At 72.7% G+C, this 18,960-nt stretch carries 19 protein-coding genes and 1 pseudogene; 4 read left to right on the forward strand and 16 right to left on the reverse strand.

What is annotated here, in order from left to right; all coding sequences use genetic code 11:
• The 5 genes from LE181_RS11820 to LE181_RS11840 all read right to left on the reverse strand — a co-directional run.
• Positions 1–762 (reverse strand): AAA family ATPase (locus LE181_RS11820; protein ID WP_225661186.1); only part of this gene is annotated, 762 nt, incomplete at its 3' end.
• A complete protein-coding gene (locus LE181_RS11825; RefSeq protein WP_225661187.1) occupies positions 759–1,925 on the reverse strand; it encodes an exonuclease SbcCD subunit D in 1,167 nt (388 codons plus the stop codon). The genes LE181_RS11825 and LE181_RS11820, both read right to left, overlap by 4 nt.
• Before the next feature lie 197 nt (positions 1,926–2,122).
• Positions 2,123–3,310, reverse strand: coding sequence for an MAB_1171c family putative transporter (locus LE181_RS11830; protein WP_225661188.1), 1,188 nt, complete (start codon positions 3,308–3,310; stop codon positions 2,123–2,125).
• Positions 3,300–3,821, reverse strand: a complete 522-nt coding sequence (locus LE181_RS11835; protein ID WP_225661189.1) for a hypothetical protein — start codon at positions 3,819–3,821, stop codon at positions 3,300–3,302. The genes LE181_RS11830 and LE181_RS11835 overlap by 11 nt, the downstream gene beginning before the upstream one ends.
• A gap of 102 nt (positions 3,822–3,923) precedes the next feature.
• Positions 3,924–4,415: a hypothetical protein gene (locus tag LE181_RS11840; RefSeq protein ID WP_225661190.1), complete on the reverse strand. Its 492-nt coding sequence runs from the start codon at positions 4,413–4,415 to the stop codon at positions 3,924–3,926.
• 220 nt (positions 4,416–4,635) lie between these two features.
• On the opposite strand from LE181_RS11840, the gene LE181_RS11845 reads away from it, so the two are divergent.
• On the forward strand, positions 4,636–5,421 hold the full coding sequence (locus LE181_RS11845) for an AfsR/SARP family transcriptional regulator (RefSeq protein WP_225661191.1): 786 nt from the start codon (positions 4,636–4,638) through the stop codon (positions 5,419–5,421).
• A 150-nt stretch (positions 5,422–5,571) separates the two neighbouring features.
• Here the strand turns inward: LE181_RS11845 and LE181_RS11850 are convergent.
• Both LE181_RS11850 and LE181_RS11855 read right to left on the reverse strand, forming a co-directional pair.
• Positions 5,572–6,042, reverse strand: a pseudogene (locus tag LE181_RS11850) (DedA family protein); the annotation flags it as partial.
• Positions 6,042–6,752, reverse strand: a complete 711-nt coding sequence (locus tag LE181_RS11855; RefSeq protein ID WP_225661192.1) for a class I SAM-dependent methyltransferase — start codon at positions 6,750–6,752, stop codon at positions 6,042–6,044. The gene LE181_RS11855 and the pseudogene LE181_RS11850, both read right to left, overlap by 1 nt.
• A gap of 131 nt (positions 6,753–6,883) precedes the next feature.
• Between LE181_RS11855 and LE181_RS11860 the strand changes: the two genes are divergently transcribed.
• Complete coding sequence (locus LE181_RS11860; protein ID WP_225661193.1) at positions 6,884–8,038, forward strand: sensor histidine kinase; 1,155 nt, start codon at positions 6,884–6,886, stop codon at positions 8,036–8,038.
• A complete protein-coding gene (locus tag LE181_RS11865; RefSeq protein WP_225661194.1) occupies positions 8,035–8,685 on the forward strand; it encodes a response regulator transcription factor in 651 nt (216 codons plus the stop codon). The genes LE181_RS11860 and LE181_RS11865 overlap by 4 nt, the downstream gene beginning before the upstream one ends.
• A gap of 13 nt (positions 8,686–8,698) precedes the next feature.
• On the opposite strand, the gene LE181_RS11870 is transcribed toward LE181_RS11865, so the two are convergent.
• Positions 8,699–9,115 carry a CoA-binding protein gene (locus LE181_RS11870; protein ID WP_225661195.1) on the reverse strand — a complete coding sequence of 139 codons (417 nt, stop codon included), beginning with the start codon at positions 9,113–9,115 and terminating at the stop codon, positions 8,699–8,701.
• 74 nt (positions 9,116–9,189) lie between these two features.
• On the opposite strand from LE181_RS11870, the gene LE181_RS11875 reads away from it, so the two are divergent.
• Positions 9,190–9,816, forward strand: a complete 627-nt coding sequence (locus LE181_RS11875; protein WP_225661196.1) for a YigZ family protein — start codon at positions 9,190–9,192, stop codon at positions 9,814–9,816.
• A gap of 77 nt (positions 9,817–9,893) precedes the next feature.
• Here LE181_RS11875 and LE181_RS11880 read toward each other — a convergent pair whose 3' ends face one another.
• The 8 genes from LE181_RS11880 to LE181_RS11915 all read right to left on the reverse strand — a co-directional run bounded on the left by LE181_RS11880 (position 9,894) and on the right by LE181_RS11915 (position 18,876).
• Entirely contained in the window at positions 9,894–10,916 is a 1,023-nt protein-coding gene (locus tag LE181_RS11880; RefSeq protein ID WP_225661197.1) for a CinY protein, read from the reverse strand.
• A gap of 104 nt (positions 10,917–11,020) precedes the next feature.
• Positions 11,021–11,893, reverse strand: coding sequence for an ABC transporter permease (locus tag LE181_RS11885; protein WP_225661198.1), 873 nt, complete (start codon positions 11,891–11,893; stop codon positions 11,021–11,023).
• Positions 11,890–12,999, reverse strand: a complete 1,110-nt coding sequence (locus tag LE181_RS11890) for an ABC transporter ATP-binding protein (protein WP_225661199.1) — start codon at positions 12,997–12,999, stop codon at positions 11,890–11,892. The genes LE181_RS11885 and LE181_RS11890 overlap by 4 nt, the downstream gene beginning before the upstream one ends.
• Positions 13,000–13,044: 45 nt before the next feature.
• Positions 13,045–14,007: a Nif11-like leader peptide family natural product precursor gene (locus LE181_RS11895; RefSeq protein WP_225661200.1), complete on the reverse strand. Its 963-nt coding sequence runs from the start codon at positions 14,005–14,007 to the stop codon at positions 13,045–13,047.
• 14 nt (positions 14,008–14,021) lie between these two features.
• Positions 14,022–17,288: a type 2 lanthipeptide synthetase LanM family protein gene (locus LE181_RS11900; RefSeq protein ID WP_225661201.1), complete on the reverse strand. Its 3,267-nt coding sequence runs from the start codon at positions 17,286–17,288 to the stop codon at positions 14,022–14,024.
• Between the two features lie 151 nt (positions 17,289–17,439).
• The gene (locus tag LE181_RS11905) at positions 17,440–17,676 is read right to left on the reverse strand and encodes a cinnamycin family lantibiotic (protein ID WP_190107705.1); all 237 of its coding nucleotides are present in this window, start codon (positions 17,674–17,676) and stop codon (positions 17,440–17,442) included.
• Between the two features lie 45 nt (positions 17,677–17,721).
• The gene (locus tag LE181_RS11910) at positions 17,722–18,081 is read right to left on the reverse strand and encodes a DurN family substrate-assisted peptide maturase (RefSeq protein ID WP_225661202.1); all 360 of its coding nucleotides are present in this window, start codon (positions 18,079–18,081) and stop codon (positions 17,722–17,724) included.
• A 222-nt stretch (positions 18,082–18,303) separates the two neighbouring features.
• A complete protein-coding gene (locus tag LE181_RS11915; protein WP_225661203.1) occupies positions 18,304–18,876 on the reverse strand; it encodes a helix-turn-helix domain-containing protein in 573 nt (190 codons plus the stop codon).
• Positions 18,877–18,960 lie beyond the last annotated feature (84 nt).

Genomic DNA, 18,960 nt, shown 5'->3' on the forward strand with positions numbered 1-18,960 from the left:
CCCGGCCGGGGTGGCGCCCCCGGTGCCCGCCGCCGGGACGGCCACGGTCGCCGGTGCCGGCACCCCGGCCTCCGGCAGCGAGGGGTCGGCGGCGGCCTGGCGCATGCGGTGGGCGAGCGCGAGGAGGCGTTCGTCGCCGGTGCGCACCTGGGCGTCGGCCGCGCGCCGCAGCTCCGCCAGGCGGTCCTCGACCGCGGCGAAGCGGCCGGTGTCGAAGAGCTTGCCGAGGAGCTTGCCGCGGGCGGCGTCCTCGGCGCGCAGGAAGCGGGCGAAGTCGCCCTGCGGCAGGAGGACGACCTGGCAGAACTGCTCGCGGCTCATGCCGAGCAGCTGGGTGACCTCCTCCCCTATCTCCTGGTGCGAGCGGCTGAGCGGCTGCCAGGGTCCGCCGTCGGCGGGGCGCTCGCGCAGCGCGCTGAAGGGCTTCTCGCGGGTGAAGCCGGTGCCGCGCTTCTTGGGGCGGAGCTGTTCGGGGCGCCGGGTGACCTCCAGGCGGCGGCCCGCGACGCTGAATTCGAGGACGACCTCGGTGGGCGTGCCGGGGTCGGCGTGGTCGCTGCGCAGGCTCAGGCCGCTGCCCTGGCGGCTGCCGGGGACGCCGTTGTAGAGGGCGAAGCAGACCGCGTCGAGGACGGAGGTCTTGCCGGCGCCGGTGGGGCCGTGCAGCAGGAAGAGCCCGGCGGCGGACAGCTCGTCGAAGTCGATGTGCTGGGTGCCGCCGAAGGGCCCGAACGCGGTGATCGCAAGCCGGTGGAGCCTCATCGGGCCACCTCGCCGACGGTGTCGTCGAGGCGCACGGCGTCGAGGGCCGCGGTCAGGACGGCGCTCTCGGCGGCGTCGGGCCCCTGCCCGCCGCGTACGTGGGCCACGAAGTCCTCGGCGATCTGCTGGTCGGTGCGGCCCCTGAGCCGCTGGGCGTAGGAGGAGAGGGGGTCCTCGGGTGCCCGGTCGGGCTCGAAGACGAGGCTCAGGGTGTGCGGGAAGCGCCGGGCGAGGCGGGCCATGGGTTCCTCGGGGCGCACCGGGTCGGTGAGGGTGGCCTCGACCCACGCGTCCTCGTGGCGGTCGAGCCCGGGATCGGCCAGCAGGTCGTCGAGGCGGCCGCGGATGCGGGCGAGCGGGCGCGGGACGGGGCAGTCGACGCGTTCGGCGCTCACCGTGCCCCGGGCGTCGAGGTCGACGATCCACATGGTCTTGCGGTGGACGGCCTCGGAGAAGGAGTAGGCGAGGGGCGAGCCGGAGTAGCGGATGCGGTCGGTGATCGTCTGGCTGCCGTGCAGGTGGCCGAGGGCGGTGTAGTCGACGCCGCGGAAGACGTCGGCGGGCACCGAGGCCACGCCGCCGACGGTGATGTCGCGCTCGCTGTCGCTGGTGGTGCCGCCGGTGACGAAGGCGTGGGCGAGGACGACGGACCGCGTCCCGGCGGGCCGGGCGGCGAGGTCGGCCCGCACCCGCTCCATGGCGGCCTCCAGCACGGCGGTGTGGCCGGCCCCGTCGGCGCCCAGCCGGTCGCGGACCAGGGCCGGCTCCAGGTAGGGCAGTCCGTAGAAGGCGACGTCGCCGTGGTCGTCGCTCAGGAGGACGGGCGTGCCGCAGCCGTCCGGGTCGGTGCGCAGGTGGATGCCGGCCCGGTCGATGAGTCCGGCGCCGACGCCCAGGCGGCGGGGCGAGTCGTGGTTGCCGGAGATCATGACGGTGGGCACGCCGAGGCCGGCGAGGCGGTGCAGGGCCTCGTCGAAGAGCTCGACGGCGGCGAGCGGCGGGACGGCGCGGTCGTAGACGTCGCCTGCGACGAGCACGGCGTCGACGGACTGCTCGCGCACGGTGTGCAGGAGGTGGTCGAGGAAGTCGCGCTGGGCCGTGAGGAGGCTCACGCGGTGGAAGGAGCGTCCCAGGTGCCAGTCCGAGGTGTGCAGAAGTCTCACAGGGCGGCTCCGACCCGCATTGTTCTCCGTGCCTCCACTGTCGTTCCCGGCCGGGCCGGCGCGGGCCGCGGTCGTCCCGCCTGCCTCACCCGCTCCGGACGGCTCACCGTCCCTCGGTCATCACAGTTTCGCACCCGGACCGGGGGCCGGGGGCACGGTTCGCGTGATGCCGTGCCCCGGCCGGGTGGGCCGCGGGGTCAGGCGCACTGCCTGCGCTCGTCCCGCCGGTCCTCCTCCCGGGGCAGGCTGCGGGGCGGGGCGAAGGTCAGGGCGGGGGGTGTGGCGTACGACTCGGCGAGGCGGAGGAGGAAGGTCCGCTCGTCGTCCAGGCTGCCGTTGCCGAGGCCGGTCCCGAGGGGTTCGGGCGGGTGGGGGCCGGCCGGCGGGAGGCCGGCGAGCCGGGCCCGCCGGGCCTCGCGCAGGACGCAGGCGAGCAGCGTGGCCTCGGTGCGCTCCGCCGGGAGGGCAGCGGCGGCGACGGTGTCGCGGGCGGCCGCGGTGACGGCCGGGCCGGCGTGGCCGTGCAGGACGAGGATGGCGTCGCGGGTCTCGACGACCTTGCGGTAGGCGAGCAGCTTCCAGGGGGCCCGGGGCCAGAGGATCTCGTGCAGGCGGGGCCGGGGGCGGCCGAGGGCGACGTGCGGGACGGCGTCCACGAGCTCGCGCCACAGCGGCCAGAGCCGCCAGATGGTCCGGACGTCGGCGGCGGCCCGGCGGACGGCGACGGCCGTCGGGACGAGCACGGCCGCCGCCCGGAGGATGCCGTGCAGCGACATGAGGGTGGGCTGGTACTGCAGGAGCGCGTCCGAGGTGGTGAAGAGGCCGGCGAACAGGCGCAGCCAGTACAGCTCCGCCAGGACGGTGCCGATGCCGAAGAGTCGCAGGCCGAGGGCGAGCGGGGAACGGCTCGGCCCTCTCCCGTAGCGCCAGCACACCGCGACGCAGGCCGCGTTCACGGCCAGGTGGGTGCCGATCAGCAGCAGCCGGTAGGCGGTGGCGGTGGGCGGGATCTCGGTGATCGTGCCGTAGGAGAGGTGGGCCCCGGAGGTGATGCCGAGGACGGTCAGGGCGAGGGCCGCGGCGGCGACCGTGCCGCAGGCCCAGGTGTGCAGGCGGCGCCCGCCCACGATCGTGATGACGAAGCCGAGGACGGCGCCCGCGGAGACCATGCCGGTGAGGTTGCCGGCGAGCCCGAGGGCCGATTCGGGGAAGAAGGAGCCGAGGGAGGTGGTGAGGGTCATCGCCAGGGCCGCCGTGGCCACCGCCAGCCACAGTCCGCGCTGTGCCGGGTGGCGCACGGCGTAGGGACATCGGAGGATCACCGCGGTCCACAGGCACACGAGCCCGGTGGTCCACAGGGCGGGGTCGAGGGCGTCAGCGGTCATGGGAGCCGACCACGCCCAGCGCCGCCTGCAGCCGGCCCAGCGCGCCCGGCGGCCGTTCCCCGGTGCAGGCGCGGACGCTGGTGCGGATCAGGCTGGCGAGCATCTCCGCCTCCCGTTCCTGGCGCGTGGAGTAGTTGGTGCGCGCGAGGAGACGGCGGATGAGCCGGGGGTCGAGGTCGGCCAGCAGGGCGCCCGCCGGGCCGCCGGCCGGGGCCAGCGAGTGGTGGTCGAAGAGCATGTGGCCGATCTCGTGGAGGACGATGTGCTCCTGGTGCGGGCGCACGGTGTGCCGCTCGTGGAAGATGTGGTCGTCGGTGGCGGTGGCGAGCCACAGACCACAGGCCCCGGCCAGGGCGGCCTGTTCCGGCAGGGGGTGCAGGTGGATGGGCCGGCCGCGCTGCTCGCCGAGGTGCCGGCACAGGGCCTCGACGGAGAACGGCTCGGGCAGGCTGATGCGGGCCAGCAGGGCCCGGCAGCGTCGACGGAGGGCGGCGTCGCTCGTGTACGGCATCTCGGGTTCCCGTTGACCCTTTCTCAGGCAGCGGCGGTAGGCGACGTACGTACGGCGTGGCATCGGTCCTCCAGGCCCACGGGACCGGCGTCGGGTCGTTGACTACCCTGAAGAAGTAAGGGTGGTGGCGGTGTCGTCGTCATCGTCGATGGACGACAGGTTCTGGGTCTTGCGCGCCTCGTTCACCATGGCGATCAGCGCGTCCAGGCAGTCGGGCGAGAGCCCGTCCGCGCGCAGGGCGAGGTTGCGCACCTTGGCGTCGCGCAGGGCGATGGCCAGTCTTCGGCGGTCGTCGATGCGGCGGCCGGTCTCGTCGTCGAGGAAGTACTCCGGGGGCACCCCGAAGAACTCCGCGAGGACGTCGAGCTGTTCGAGCGTGACGTTGCGCTTCTTTCCGGTGGCCAGCTCCCAGAGGTAGGTGCCGGAGATGGCCCGGCCGGTGGTGTCGCGGATCTCCTTGGCCAGGCGCGCGTATCCGGGGCGCTTGTTCCCCTCGGCCCCGGCGGTGGTGGCGATCAGTTCACTGAGCCGCTGGTCGAACTGGCGCAGAAGAGGCCGGTCGTTGCGGTCCGGTGCCGGTCGGCTGTCGCTCATGGCCCGTCCCTCCCCCGGGAGTTGTTGCCCGGTCGACTGTTTCTGTCCGCTTGAGCGTATGGATAACGCCAGACAACCCTGACATTCATACGCCATAGTTGACAACCAACTCTGTACGCACCGTACGCTTGCTGACCGCGACGTCCGCTTGAGTGGACAGCGGGCACGGCAGTCCCCAGCCGTCTTCAGGGTGCGGCTCGATGAGCGAAGGGGAGAGTTCATGAACCGGGCAATATCCTTCCGGGTTCTCGGACCACTGAGCGTCACGGTGGGCAGGAAAAACGTTTCACTACCCAGCGGCAGGCAACGGTCCCTGCTTGCGGCCCTGCTCGTGCACCCGGGCGAGATCGTCCCGGTCGAGAAACTCGTGGACCTGGTGTGGGGCGACGAGCTGCCGCACAGCCCGCGCCCCGCCCTGCACACCCTCCTCACTCGCTTACGACAGAGCCTGGACGCAGCCGGCGCGGGGCTCTCCGGACTGCTGCACACCTCGCCCAGCGGTTACCTGATCGAGGTCCCCACCGGCTGTCTGGATCTCACCCTTTTCCGTGAATCCGCGGCCCGCGCCCGGCTCGCCGCCGACCTCGGCGACCGCGCGCTGGAGCACTCCGCCCTCACCGAGGCGCTGGCCCTGTGGCGCGGCCAGCCGCTCGGCGGCGTGCGCTCGGACGCGCTCCACCGGGACGTGGTGCCGGGGCTGATGGAGGAGTGGATCCGGGCCATCGAGCGCTACCACGACGCCTGCCTCGCCCTCGGACGCCACGACGAGATCGTCGGCGATCTGCGGACGCTGACCGCGAAGTACCCGCTGCGCGAGAGCCTGTGGCAGCGGCTGATGCTCGCCCTCTACCGCTGCGGCCGCCGGGGCGAGGCCCTGGCCGCGTACGCGGAGGTCAGCGGCGTCTTCCGCGACGAGCTCGGGGTGGACCCCGGCCGCGAGCTGCGCCATCTGCACGTCGCGATCCTGCGCACCGACGTCAGCCTGTCGCTGGCCCGCTCGGCCTGAGCCGCCCGCCGTGCGGCGCGCGCGGCGGCGGTGCACGAGCACCACCGCCGCGGCCGCCAGCAGGACGCCGGCGGCCGCGCAGACCGCCGGCAGCCCGCCGCTCAGGGCGGTCAGCCGGTCGTAGGAGGCGCCCAGCGCGTAGCCCGCACCGGCCTCCCCGCCCGCCCAGACCAGGCCCGCCACCAGGCTGTACGGGGCCAGCCGCCGGTACGGCATGCCGGCGGCGCCCGCCAGGTGCGGCGCGAAGGTCCGTACGACGGGGACGAAGCGGCAGATCAGCAGCGCGGGGCCGCCGCGGCGCTGGAGCACCGACCAGGCGCGCTCCCAGGCCGCGTCGGGCACCCGCCTGCCCAGCCGGGAGCGCCGCAGGCCGGGACCGAGGCGGCGCCCGGTGCGCTGCGCGAGCAGGTCACCGGACACCACCCCCGCCGTGGCGCACAGCACCACCAGGGGCAGCCGCAGCGTCCCCTCCTGTGCCAGGACCCCGGCGCACAGCATCAGGCTGAGCGTGGGCACGAACGAACCGAGCAGCAGCACCGATTCGAGGAGCACCAGGCCGAGCACGAGGCCGTACGCGGCCGTGGGCGGCACTCCGTGCAACAGCTCGTCCGCGGTGGGCATCAGGCGGCGTCCGCCACCCGGGTGGCGTGCTCGGGGGCGCGCACGTGCCACACCCGGGCGGGCGGGATGTTGCGCCACACGACACTCTGCCGGCTGGCGTAGCGGCGGGTGAAGTCGTGCAGCAGGTCGGTCACTTCGCGGTGGCGGGCGGCCTCCTTCCGGCTGCTGAGCAGCGAGCGGGTGGCGTGGGTGCCGAGGTAGCCGAAGAACGTCAGGTGTCCGCCCGGCACGAGCACCGACAGGTAGCGGTCCAGGATCGACTTGACCGTCTCCGGCTCGAAGTTGGTGAAGGGCAGGCAGGAGACGACGACGTCGTAGCTGTGGTCGATGGGCATCTCGGTGATCGACTCGGGGATGATCCGGATGCGGTCGGAGGCCGCCGACATGGCGGGGTCCGTGCGCAGGGCGCCGTTGAGGATCTCGACGAAGCGGGGGTTGATCTCGACGACGTCGAGCCGGTCGGCGGGGCCCACGGCTCCCGCCAGGACCCGGGTCACCGGTCCCGTGCCGGCGCCGACCTCCAGCACCGCGGCGGGCCGGCGCAGTCTGCTCGCGGGGGCGAGGGGGGCGGCCAGCCGCTCGGCGAGCTGCCGGCTGCTCGGCGCGATGGCGCCGGTGGTGCGGAAGGTGCGGGTCGCCTCGCGGAGGAAGGCCAGCCCGGACGCCGAACGCGGCTGTACGGGCGTGGAGTTGGCTTGCGTCAGATCCATGACCATGAAACTAGGGGGCAGCGCGGGGCGCACCATCGGCCGTTGTGCGACGCTCGATCAGTACGAAAGTAGGGGGTAGCGTAGGCCGACTGGCGGAGGGATCGAAAACGTTGGGTGACTACGATTTACCCGTGCTGAGTGCGGACGACCGAAGGTGGCCGGGATGGGCGGAGGCGCTGCTGGTCGTCGCCGTGGGCGTGCTGGCCGTGCAGAACGCCTATGTGGGGGCGGGCGCCACGCTGTGGGGTCCGGACACGGCCGTCGCCGCCGTCGGCAGCCTCTCCCTGGTGGTGCGCTACCGCGTCCCGTTGGTCACGGTGGTGGTCACGGTCTGCGCGGCGGTCGTGGTGGGTGCCCTGCTTCCCCTGCTGGTCATGCTCTTCTACCTCGCCTCGCGCGGGTGGCGCGCGCTGGGCTGTGCGTGTGCCGCGGTGGCGCTGGCCGGCAACTGGTTCGCGCAGCCGGAGCAGTTGCTGTGGAGCACCCGTGCGTACGGACCCGTGCTGCCGTTCGCCCTCGTCATGGTGCTGGGTCTGTGGGCGGACAGCCGTAGGCGGCTGGAGGCGAGCCTGACCGCGCAGGTCGAGCACCTGCGCGTCGAGCGCGAACTGCGCGCCAAGCAGGCGCGGCTGAGCGAACGGGCCCGCATCGCCGCCGAGATGCACGACGTGCTCGCCCACCGGCTGAGCCTGCTGGCCCTGCACGCCGGGGCCCTGCAGCGGCGGTCCGCCACCCTTCCCGAGCCCGTGGCGGACCGGCTGGCGCTGCTGCGCGCCACCTCCACCGAGGCCCTGGGCGATCTGCGGGACGTCCTGGGCGTCCTGCGCGATCCCGACCACCCGGAGCTGCAGGGGCAGCGCGTCCCGGGGCTGCGGGAGCTGCCCGCGCTCTTCGACGAGGCGCGCGCGGCGGGTCAGGAGATCGACGCGGTCGTCGAGGGCGCTGCCGGGCCACTCCCGGCCAGTCACCGCCTCGCCGTTCACCGGCTGGTGCAGGAGGCGCTGACCAACGCCCGCAAGCACGCTCCCGGGGCCCCCGTGCGGGTGGTCGTGCGCTACGGCCCGCCGGCCTCCACGGTCGAGGTGCACAACCGGGCCGGCGATCCGCCGTCCGCCGCCGGGGAGCCGCCGGTCAGCAGCGGCTACGGCCTGGTCGGACTGGCCGAGCGCGTCACGGCGCTGGGCGGCCGGCTGGACTACGGACCTTCGGGGGGCGGTGGCTGGAACATCGCCGCCGACATCCCCGTCAGCACTGTCGAAGAACACCTCGCGCCGGGAGCGGCATGATCCGTACATTGATCGTCGACGACGACAGCCTGGTCCGGCTGGCCCTCGCCGACATCCTCGACGACGTCCCCGGCATAGAGGTCGTGGCACAGGCGGGCGACGGCCTCGAAGCCGTCCGGCGGGCCGGTGCCCTGCGCGTGGACGTGGCCCTGATGGACGTCCGGATGCCGCGCATGGACGGGATCGCGGCCACCGAGCGGCTGCGCGCGCTGCCCAGCCCGCCGGAGGTGGTCATGCTGACCACGTTCGACCTCGACCAGTACGTGTACGACGCGCTGGCGGCCGGCGCCTCGGGCTTCCTCCTCAAGGACACCGATCCGGCCGAGATCATCCGGGCGATACAGGTCGTCGCGGCGGGCCAGGCCATGCTCCACCCCGCGGCGGCCCGTCGATTGGTCGATCGCTACCACCGCACGGCGTCCCGCGACGTCCAGGCCGCGCAGCAGCGCCTGGCACGGCTGACCCCCCGTGAGTCGGACGTCCTCGGGCTCCTGGCCGCCGGCGCCTCCAATGCGGAGATCGCCGACGGCCTGGGCATGCGGGAGAGCACGGTCAAGGCTCACGTCAGCCGCATCCTGGCCGCCCTGGAGGTCGGCAACAGGGTGCAGGCGGCACTGTGCGCCCGCGACGCGGGGCTGATGGTGTGAGCCGCAGGGGTGTTCAGACCGCGCCCCGCGGCCTGCCGAGCTCGATCGCCGGGCAGCGGTCCATGACCATCAGCAGGCCCGCCTCGCGCGTGCGGTCGTAGGCCGCCTCGTCGACCACTCCCAGCTGGAACCAGACGGCCTTGGCGCCGATCCCCACCGCCTCGTCCGCGACGGCGCCCGCGAGCTCGGACCGGACGAAGACGTCCACGACGTCGACGTCGAAGGGGATGTCGGCGAGGGAGGCGTAGCCCTGCTCGCCGTGGACCGTCTCGGCCCTGGGGTGGACGGGAACGATGCGCTTGCCGTGGCGCTGGAGCACCTCGGCGACGCCGTACGCGGCGCGCTGCTCGTTGGCGGAGAGGCCGACCACCGCCCAGGTGTCGCCGGTCCCCTCGATGATCTTCTGGATGATCCCCGGTTCTGCGTACATGCCGGCTCAACGATCTAGGTCCCCGGACCATTCCCGGGTCGGGGCGGCGGCGGAGGGACGTTTAGGCTGACGGGATGCAGGAGGAGTACCGCACGGTGGCGCGCGAAGGCGTGCACGAGATCGAGATCAGCAGGTCGCGCTTCATCTGCGCGCTCGCGCCCGCCGCCACCGAGGAGGAGGCGCAGGCGTTCCTCGCGCGCGTCCGCAAGGAGCACCCGACCGCGCGGCACCACTGCTGGGCGTACGTCCTCGGCGCCGACGGCTCGGTCCAGAAGGCCAGCGACGACGGCGAGCCCGGGGGCACCGCGGGCGTGCCCATGCTGCAGATGCTCCTCCGGCGCGACATGCGCTACGTCGTGGCGGTCGTCACCCGCTACTTCGGCGGCGTCAAGCTCGGCGCGGGCGGTCTGATCCGGGCCTACGGCGGGGTGGTCGGCGAGGCCCTCGACGAGCTCGGCACCGTGACCCGCAGGCGCTTCCGGCTGGCCACGGTCACGGTCGACCACCAGCGGGCCGGGAAGCTGCAGAACGACCTGCGGGCCACCGGGCGCGAGGTGCGCGAGGTGACCTACGGCGAGGGCGTGCGCATCGGGATCGGGCTGCCCGAGGCCGACGTCGAGGGGTTCCGGGCCTGGCTGGCGGACACCACCGCCGGGACGGCGGTGCTGGAGCTCGGCGGCGAGGCGTACGGCGACGCCTGACCGGCGAGGGCCCGCCCGGCGCGGGCCGGCCGGCCCGGCGGGAGCACCGGGCCGGCGGGACGCGGGGCCGCGAGGGATCAGCGGCAGTCGCGCACGGGGTTGTCGTGTGTGAGGACGCAGGCGATGCGCTGGCCGCGCTCGGCGCCGTAGCGCTCGTTCAGCGCGGACCGGAAGTCGGCCCACTGACGGCGGGTGTCGGCAATGGCACCCTTGACGGCGCGGTCGAAGTTGCCGGGGATCCGGCCGCGGTTGGTGGTCGGGTCACTGGTGGCGCCGGTGGCCGGGTCGATCAGGCCGGTGTCCTTGTTGAGGGTGGTGTGGGTCACCCGGCCCGAGCAGCCCCAGGGGTTGAGCGAGAAGCAGCCCGTGGACAGCTGCGCCGGCACCGAGGAGGCCGCCGGCGGGCGGCCGCTCTTGAGGGAGAGCAGCGGGGCGGGGCCCGACATGTTCAGGCCGGGCGGGTTGTTGACGCCGACGGCCTGGTTGGGGTCCGCCTTGTCCGCCCAGTTGCTGTGCGAGTAGAAGTCCTGCACGCCGTGCAGGGCCCGGCCGAAGCCCTCGATGGCGTTGCACTTGCCGCGCCCGGGGACGCCGCCGGTGAAGGTGCAGTCCGTGGACAGGTCGCTGTTGCCCGGGGAGACCGTGCCGTCCCCGTTCAGGGTGCCCGAGCCGGCGGCAACACCCTGGCTGAAACGTCCCTGCAGCTTGGATATGCAGGCGATGAGCTGGTCGCTGGCCTGCTGGCGGGTGCGCGGGTAGCCGGAGGCCGTGAGGTAGTCGGCGTCGTCGCAGTGCGCCTCGGGGGTGAAGATCTCGTCCGAGTCCGGCGACCCGACGGCCCCGAACGTCCCCGTGTGACCGGCGACTTGATCGATCGACCGGGCCTCGAAACACGAACCGTCGGACGCCGTGCCGGCGGCGCAGGCCAGCGCCGCCCGGGTGATGCGCTCGTGCTCGGCGCGCTGGCCCAGCGAGTTGATCGTGCCGAACGCCTGCGCCTCGCCGGCCTGGACCGTGAGCAGCGCCGGCGCCGCGAGGGAGGCGGCACCCATCAGCAGGGCGGAACGACGACGTAACGAAAGACGTCTGGTGCTACGCATGGTGATGCTCCTTAGACGTGATCCGGGCGCTAGGGACGTGAGTGATGATCCACGGTTGGACGCGTGGGAACGACAGTGTTTTCAGTCGGTCCGCGAACGCCCGTTCAGTCGGTGCGGGAGAAGCGCCGGGAGGCCGCCGCCAGGGCCAGGGCCGAGAACACGGCCACCAGCACCACCGACAGACCCGGCGGCACGTCCCAGCCGCCCCAGGAGACCGGGTCGAAGAAGGGCGCGCCCGACGCCCCGGCCGCGGGCGCGGGGTGGAAGGCCGTGATCGTCTGACGCATGGCGTCCACGGCGTAGGTCAGGGGGTTGACCAGGGTGAGCGCCGCCATCCAGGCCGGCATGGCGCTGACGGGGAACATCAGCCCCGACAGGAAGACCATCGGTGCCGTCAGGACGGTCAGCGCCGTATGGAACGTCTGGATCCGCTGGATCCGCACGGCGATCACCGCGCCGAGGACCGTCATCGCCAGGGAGGCGAGCAGGAGTTCGGCCAGCAGGGCGGCGAAGAGGTCGACGCGGTACGGCACGCCCACCAGGCCCGCGCTTGCCAGGACGACCGCGCCCTGGCAGGCGGCGACGGTGGCGCCGCCCAGGCACTTGCCGATGAGCAGGGTGCTGCGGCGGACGGGGGCCACCAGCATTTCGCGCAGGAAGCCGCTCTGCCGGTCCCAGACGATCGAGGCTCCCACCGAGATCGCGGGGGCCTGGGCCGCCATCACCAGCACACCGGGAAAGAGGAAGATCATGTAGTCGTCCGACGAGCCGGCGCCGCTGAACATCCGGGACAGGCCGATGCCCAGCACGTAGAGGAACAGCAGCGGCTGCAGCAGGGACACGGCGATCCCGGCGCGCGAGCGCAGGAAGTGGATCATCTCGCGCCGCCACACCATGCTGCCCGCGCGCCATTCGGCGGCGAGCCGGCCGGGGGCATGGCGGTCGGCCGCGGGCAGGGCGACCGTGGCGTGCGTCATGTGCGCTCTCCTGAGTCCGACGGTTCGGCCGTGCCTGCCGTGCCCGCCGCGCCGGGCAGGACGTCGTCGCGGATGCCGCGTCCCGTGTGGTGGAGGAAGACGTCGTCGAGGCTGGGGCGGGTGACCGTCACCTCGTAGACGGCCACGTCGAGGGCGGCGCACAGCGCCGGGACGAGCCGGGCGCCTTCCGCGACCTTGACGCTCAGGCCGCCCGGGCCCCGGACCGCCGTCAGGCCGAAGCGCTCGTGCAGCAGGGCGGCCGCGGCCATGTCGTCGCCGGTGCGCAGGTCCACCCGGTCCGCGCCGATGACGGACTTCAGTTCGGCCGGGCTGCCCTGGGCGACGATCCGGCCGTCGTCGATGATGGCGATGCGGTCGCACTGCTCGGCCTCGTCGAGGTAGTGCGTGGTGAGGAAGATGGTCGTGGCCTCGCGCTCGCGGACCTCCGCCAGGTGCGTCCAGACCTGGGCGCGGGTCTGCGGGTCGAGCCCGATGGTCGGCTCGTCGAGGAAGAGCAGGCGCGGCCGGTGCAGCAGGCCGCGGGCGATCTCCAGGCGGCGCTGCATGCCGCCGGAGAAGGTGCGCACGAGGCTGTCGCCGCGGGCGGCGAGCCCGACGAGATCCAGCATCTCGGCGATGCGCCCGGCCAGGCCGGCCCGCGGCAGTGCGTACAGGTCGGCGTGGAAGCGCAGGTTCTCCACGGCCGTCAGTTCCGGGTCGAGCGTGGTCTCCTGGAAGACCAGCCCGAGGGTGCGGCGCACCTGCTGGGGTGCGGTGCGGGTGTCGTGGCCCGCGATCTCGATCCGGCCCGTGGTGGGCGTGGCGAGGGTGGTCAGCATCGAGATCGTCGTGGTCTTGCCCGCCCCGTTGGGGCCGAGGAAGCCGAAGGTCTCGCCCTGGGCGACGGTCAGGTCGATGCCGCGCACCGCTTCCACGCCCGCGTACGACTTGCCCAGCCCCCGCGCCAGGACGGCCGGCGGGCCGGACCCGGCCGCCGGGCCGCCCGCGGCCCCGGCGGCCTGTGCCGGCCGGCCGGTCCGGTGGGCGGCGTCGCCGTCCGCCTCCGCCGCGGGCCCCCGTGCCGTCCGCGGTCCTGCTCCGAACATCGCTCCTCCTTGGTGCCGCGCGGTGCGCGAACGACGGGTGCCGGGTCAGCCGTGGTGGCGGAGGGCGTCCATCCAGGTCTCCGGCACGACGTAGCCGAAGCTCCAGCGGTGCCGGTCCGTGGGGTTGGCGATGCAGTGCCAGAAGAGCTTCTCCGGGTCCTGCTCCACCTTGAAGAAGCGCACGATGCGCGGGCTCTCCGTGAGGGTGACGATCTCGCGGGTGCGCGGGTGGAGATAGCGGAAGAAGGAGGTCTGGCCGGGGTCGGCGAAGGGCCGGTCCACGTCCACCAGGTACATGCGCCATCCCGGCTGGTCCGCGTTGGTGTGCCAGAGCCGGTAGCTCGACGGCGGGTACCACATGGAGCCCGAGGCGCGCACCTCGCCGCCGAAGAGGTTCTCCAGGGCGGCCACGACCCGCGTCTTGGCCGCGAAGTAGTCCTCGTAGCCCGGGTAGTCGACGTGTTCGTCCAGGTTGACGAGGTGGAAGTCGCGGCGCGGGGCGCCCGGCGCGGCGGGCTCGTCCTGCCAGCCGCGTGCGGCGAGGTCGCGGTGCCACGCCTGGTAGGCGGGGTCGGCGGGGGACTGGGAGACGGTCCGGGCGTCCTCCTCGCGGAAGTGCCCGGCGAACCGGTCGAGGCGGGCGGAGGGCGGCATGACCTTGAGCCGGGGCAGCTCGGCCACGACGGAGGCGAACTCCGGGAGTTCGTCCAGGCGGTACTCGTAGTGGGCGAAGCTGGTGGCGGTGGCCCGGGCCGGTGCCTCGTGTGCGGGGGCTTCGGCGGGCGGGGTCCGCAGGGGGGCCTGTTGCCCGTCCGTCGCCGTGCCGCCGGCGGCGGTGCCGTCGAAGGTCATGGCCTTCGTCAGGAACTCCTCCGCGGTGAAGCCGTAGCCGTGGCGGCGGCCGAGCTCGACAATCTCCGGTACCTCCGTGACCGCCTTCATCTCGCGCCCGAACCGGGCCGGGTCGAGGGCGTCGCGCAGGAATTCCTCGCAGGTCTTCAGGGCCATGGTGGAGCCACTCCTTACTGTTCGTGGTGCGACGGCGGGTCGAGGAGCAGCACGGACGGGACGCGGTCCGGGTCCGCCAGTCGCAGGAAGTGCATGCCGAACCCGGAGATGCCGATCATCAGTCCCGGGAAGAAGTCGGCGCTGCCCCCGCCGGCACCGCCGCCGGCCTCGTCGAGGCTCCGCCACAGCGCCTGGACCTGGACGTTGGCCTCCAGTTGGAAGGCGGGTTCGTCGCTCAGCCGGGCGAAGCGCAGGAGGAGTTCGGCGTTGCCGGAGGTGCCGTGGCACAGGGTGTGGTTCTTCAGGCGGGGGAAGTTCCGGAGGGTCGCCGACAGTGCCTGCTGGGCGTCGCGCAGCAGTTGTTCGTCGCTGCGGTCGAGCGCGGCCCAGCTGCTGATGCGGGCGAGGCCGATGCCTGCGGCGCCGTTGCACCAGGCGTTGGAGAAGTGACGGGCGCCCTTGACCGCGGATCCGTTGTTGATCCGCAGGTCGTACCAGTCCTTCTCCTGCTCGTCGACGTGCCGGTCCTCGTAGGCGAACGCCTTGCGGCCGGCCTCGATGTAGTCCGGCCTGCCGGTGTGCCGGCCGAGCTGGATGAGCGCCCAGCCGATGCCGCCGGAGCCGTGCGAGAAGCCGGTGAGGTTGCCGTACGTCTCGTCGGCCGCGGAGGGGGGCCAGCTGAGGGTGGTGCCGTCGTCCTCGGCGTGGCGCAGCAGGTGTTCGGCGCAGCGGTGGGCGTGCTCGATGCCGTGGCCGCCGGTCTCCCGGGCGAGGCCGAGCAGGACGGGGATGAGGCCGGCCGCGCCGTGCAGGATGTCGAAGTGCCGGTCCTCGTCGATGCGTGCGGGCAGCTCGTCGCTGAGCCGCACGGCCAGGTCGAGGAGCTCCTCGTCGCCCCACAGGCGGTGCAGGTGGGTGAGGAGGTAGACGACGCCGCCGAGTCCGGCGAAGGCCCCGAGCCGGTCGCGGTCCCAGTGGACGAGGACGTGGTCGAGGGCCTGCCGGGCGGCCTTGCGGTATTCGGGGCGGGGCACAAGCTGGTCGAGGTAGGCGAGGAAGAGGACGACGCCGGCGGAGCCCTGGTAGAGGTCGGCCTCGATGTCCACCTCGGCGAGGGATTCGCCGGACAGCTGGTAGGAGGTCCAGGGGGCGGAGGCGGCGGGGGCCCGCAGCTCGTCGCACAGACGGCTGCCGATCCTGGCCGCGTAGTCCAGGGAGGTGGCGACGAAGGCGGGGCTGCTGATCTCGCCGGTCGAGAGGCTGGCGGCGATGTACTGGCTCTGCTGTTCGCGGTTGCGCTCCGACAGCCGCCGGATGCGTGCGGCCGCGTGGTCGATCGGGGAGCTGTCCAGCCGCGCGGGCAGCGGGTCGCTGTGTCCGTGGACGAGCTGCCGGGCGTGGGCGGCGGCGGTGAACAGCGGCACGTCCATCTGCCACATGGCGGCCACTTCCCGTCCGGCCAGGACGCCGTCGGCGTCCCAGGTGCGGGGGAAGGTGCGGACGGTGTTGGCGAGCAGGTCCACTTCGAGGGGTTCGGTGAGGCAGCGCGGGTGGCGGGCGGCGCTCAGCAGCTGGGCGTAGATCTGGGTGCCCCAGTTGATGAAGCGGGCGGTGACCCAGCTGAACGTCTCCATCAGGTAGTCGACGGACGCGTCGGGGTCCTCGGCGAACCAGTCGTAGACGCGGTTGAAGCCCTCCATGATCGACTCGACGTGGTCCTCGGGACGCACGAGCTCCTCGCCGAGGTAGACGCGGTTGGAGGCGCTGGTCTCGACGTGGACGCCGGTCTTGTGCACGACGGAGGCCGCGAAGCTGAGCCCCTCGCCGGTGCGGCGGGCCACCGGGACGGGGACGTCGTAGCCCTCGCCGCCCGCGTAGCCGCTGATGCGCATCTCGGCGGCGGCCTCCTCGCCCGGGCTCGCGGCGCGCGGCCATTCGAGGAGTCCGGTCTTGAAGACGGAGTCGAGGAGGGTGCCCTCCGACTGTGCGCGTCCCTGGGGGTGGACGCCGAGGACGGTCTCGGCGTCGCAGACGAAGGCGTGTCCGTCGGCGACGATGACGTTCTCGAAGTGGAGGTCGCTGCCGCCCAGGACGTAGAACAGCGCCAGGTAGCCGCCCAGTTCGCGGTAGATCCGGGTGACTTCCTCCGGGGTCTCGACGCGGTTGCGTCCGGCGGGGATCAGCGCCTCGTAGCCGTAGCCGTCCCGGGGCAGGACGGGCCGGGTCGCGAAGTCGACGACCCCGTCGTCCGCCAGCCTGGCGAGGACGTCCTGGAGCGCCGCCTCGGACCGGACGCTGCGCGGCTTGTAGAAGAACTCGCCGGTGCGCCCGTCGGCGAGCACGACGGAGACGCGGGCGACGGTGCGCGCGCCCGCGTGGGGGTCGGAGTCGCCCAGCCGCAGGGAGGTGAACGCGGTGATCGGCTGCCCGAAGAATTCGGTGCCGATGGCCTGCGCGTCGGCGGCCAGGCTGTCGAAGAGGTCGCGGCCGAACGCGGTGAGCAGGGCGGTGGTGTGGGCGAGCCAGCGGCCGAGCACGGGGAACTTCAGGTAGAAGCGGTGGTAGGCGGCGCTGTCGGAGAACGTGGTGTCGAGGTAGGCGAGGTAGTCCTCGCGCGTGGCCTCGGCCTTGTCGATCCCGGCCTGGGTGCAGTGCACGTTGGCGTCGGCCTCCACGGCCCAGGCCACGCTCAGCTCGAAGCGGTCGAGCAGGTGGCGCTGGATGTCCTCGGCCAGCTGCGGGGAGAGAGCGGTGTTCTCGCCCTGTGCGGTGCCGCGCGCGGCGTCCAGGCCGCGGCCCAGTTCGCGCAGGAACGGCTCGCACGCCTTGGCCAGCCGGCCGTAGTACACGTCGAACGCGCGCCAGCCCGGCTCCTCGCCCGCCTGCGCGTCGGTGCGTTCGCCGTCGCGGGCGGCGTCGTGGGCGTCGAGGGCCGCGCGATAGGTGGGCAACCAGGCGCTCTGCAGCTCGCCGAGAAGTGCCCGGACGTCGTCGTCCGCGGTGTCCAGGGCGAGTTCCAGACGGCGGTAGGCGGAGAGTACGCCGGCGAGTTCGTCCTTCGTGTGCTGGGGCGGACGGCCGCGGTGCAGCGATTCCTGGTGGAATTTGTCGGCCAGTTTTCCGGCCAGTGTGTCGGTCTTCCAGCGGTCGAAGGCGTCGAGTTCGACCGTGGTGTCCCGCACGGCCGCCTCGCCGCCCGCCGCGGCCACGACCCGTAACCGTTCGGTCAGATTGGCCGCCCGTGCTGCGATGTCCAGCGGATACGCATTACCCATACCCATATGCGAATTTCTCCTGCGGTCGAAGTCGAAGGAGCCTCGTGACCCTCGTGGCAGGGGCGCCGCCGCGCGGCGCAACGCGGTGGGCCGGCAGGTCACCGGCCCACCGCGTCATCGCACCGGGCGAGCATTACCGCCTAGAGGCAGCAGCCACTTACTTGGTGTTGCCGTCGCACACGAAGGTGAACGGGCCGAAGCTGCAGCTCTGGCGGCAGGCGAAGGCTTCCGTGGCGGCGATGTCCTTGGTCCAGAAGTCGAGGGACGCCTGGTCCTGGGCCTCGACGGGCGTGGGCAGGGCCGCGGCGGAAGCGCCGAAGGCGGCGGGGTTCTCAAGCAGCGCCGCGCGGAAGTCGGCGTCCACGACGGACTGCTGAAGAATGGAAGCGGTCATGGCTTACCTCCGATGTTGAGGTGAATCCCGGCACCCAGGCGGGTGTCAGGACGTCAGCTGAGCGACCAGCCTGATGCCGGACTGCTGTTCGGCATTCTTGAGTTCACGAATGGCCGGCCCCATGTTGTCGCTGTTGTTCTGCCAGGCGACCAGCTCCTTCTCCTCGCTGGAAACGCCTTCGCCGAGCCACAGGGACTCCAGCCAGGCTTTCGTCGCGAAGGGATGGAGATTGGTGAGGGGAGTGATCCGGGCCAGTACCGGCTCCTCGTGGAGCGAAAGAGCGAACTCCAGCGCTTCACGCAGCTTGCCGTCGGGCGGCAGCAAGGAGCACAGAACCATGAGCTCCTGGATGCGGCGGATGATCTCCACGTCCTGGTAGATCGTCGGTTCCTTGGCACTTTTCATGGCCCGTTTCCCCATCCAGTCGGTTCCCGGTGAGAAAGACATTAGGAGCGTCCGCTTTCACTACGGTTTCACTCCGCTTTCAGGAGCACCGCCTCCGGAAGCACTGCCTCAGGAAGCACCGTCTTCACCGGCGCACGGGGGGCCACCACGCACGGAGGCCCGCCGGGAGAGCGTCGCTCGACGTCTCCCGGCGGGCCCGGTGCGTTCAGGGGGCGGCGGCTGTCAGCCCGCGGGCGGGACGGCCACCACCATCGTGATCTCGACGGGCTCGGTGCCGTCGTTGCGGTAGGTGTGTGCGGCGTCGGCCTCGAAGGTGGCCGAGGTGCCGGCGGCGACCTCGTGCTCCTCGCCGTCGACGACGAGCGTGAGGCGGCCCGACCGTACGGTCAGCATCTCGACCGTGCCGGGCGGGTGGGGGTCCGAGACGCTGCTGTCGCCGGGCACGAGGCGCCAGTCCCACAGCTCCAGCGGGCCGCGGGCGTCGGCGCCGACGAGCAGCGTGGTGTGGCTGCCCGCCTCGGTGGACCACATGCGCACCGCCTGCTCCTCGGGTACGAGCCGCACGCGGGCGCCCTGCTCGTAGTCGAGCAGGGTGGTGATGCTGACGCCGAGGGCGTCGGCGAGCTTCACCGTGGTGCCGACGCTGGGGTTCGTCCGGGCCTGCTCGATCTGGATGATCATGCCGCGGCTGACGCCGGAGCGTGCCGCCAGGGCGTCGAGGGTGAAGTGGCGCTCACTGCGCCAGCGCTTGAGGTTGCGGGCGAGCGATTGCGTGAGCTGGTCGAGGTCCGTCACGTCGGTCCGATCCGTCCCGTCCAAAATATTATTCTTACAAGTCGAGCATCATGTACTACGGTGTCGTGGACGCCACCGTTCATC

Origin of the sequence: Streptomyces sichuanensis, assembly GCF_020328095.1 — a bacterium.
In the GTDB taxonomy this organism is placed as follows: Bacteria; Actinomycetota; Actinomycetes; order Streptomycetales; family Streptomycetaceae; genus Streptomyces; species Streptomyces cinnamoneus.

Bases quoted from the DNA above. Each gene is read 5' to 3' on its own strand.
- LE181_RS11830 (WP_225661188.1), bottom strand. From the start codon at position 3,310: ATGACCGCTGACGCCCTCGACCCCGCCCTGTGGACCACCGGGCTCGTG.
- LE181_RS11835 (WP_225661189.1), bottom strand. From the start codon at position 3,821: ATGCCGTACACGAGCGACGCCGCCCTCCGTCGACGCTGCCGGGCCCTG.
- LE181_RS11840 (WP_225661190.1), bottom strand. From the start codon at position 4,415: ATGAGCGACAGCCGACCGGCACCGGACCGCAACGACCGGCCTCTTCTG.
- LE181_RS11845 (WP_225661191.1), top strand. From the start codon at position 4,636: ATGAACCGGGCAATATCCTTCCGGGTTCTCGGACCACTGAGCGTCACG.
- LE181_RS11855 (WP_225661192.1), bottom strand. From the start codon at position 6,752: ATGGATCTGACGCAAGCCAACTCCACGCCCGTACAGCCGCGTTCGGCG.
- LE181_RS11865 (WP_225661194.1), top strand. From the start codon at position 8,035: ATGATCCGTACATTGATCGTCGACGACGACAGCCTGGTCCGGCTGGCC.
- LE181_RS11870 (WP_225661195.1), bottom strand. From the start codon at position 9,115: ATGTACGCAGAACCGGGGATCATCCAGAAGATCATCGAGGGGACCGGC.
- LE181_RS11875 (WP_225661196.1), top strand. From the start codon at position 9,190: ATGCAGGAGGAGTACCGCACGGTGGCGCGCGAAGGCGTGCACGAGATC.
- LE181_RS11880 (WP_225661197.1), bottom strand. From the start codon at position 10,916: ATGCGTAGCACCAGACGTCTTTCGTTACGTCGTCGTTCCGCCCTGCTG.
- LE181_RS11885 (WP_225661198.1), bottom strand. From the start codon at position 11,893: ATGACGCACGCCACGGTCGCCCTGCCCGCGGCCGACCGCCATGCCCCC.
- LE181_RS11890 (WP_225661199.1), bottom strand. From the start codon at position 12,999: ATGTTCGGAGCAGGACCGCGGACGGCACGGGGGCCCGCGGCGGAGGCG.
- LE181_RS11895 (WP_225661200.1), bottom strand. From the start codon at position 14,007: ATGGCCCTGAAGACCTGCGAGGAATTCCTGCGCGACGCCCTCGACCCG.
- LE181_RS11900 (WP_225661201.1), bottom strand. From the start codon at position 17,288: ATGGGTATGGGTAATGCGTATCCGCTGGACATCGCAGCACGGGCGGCC.
- LE181_RS11905 (WP_190107705.1), bottom strand. From the start codon at position 17,676: ATGACCGCTTCCATTCTTCAGCAGTCCGTCGTGGACGCCGACTTCCGC.
- LE181_RS11910 (WP_225661202.1), bottom strand. From the start codon at position 18,081: ATGAAAAGTGCCAAGGAACCGACGATCTACCAGGACGTGGAGATCATC.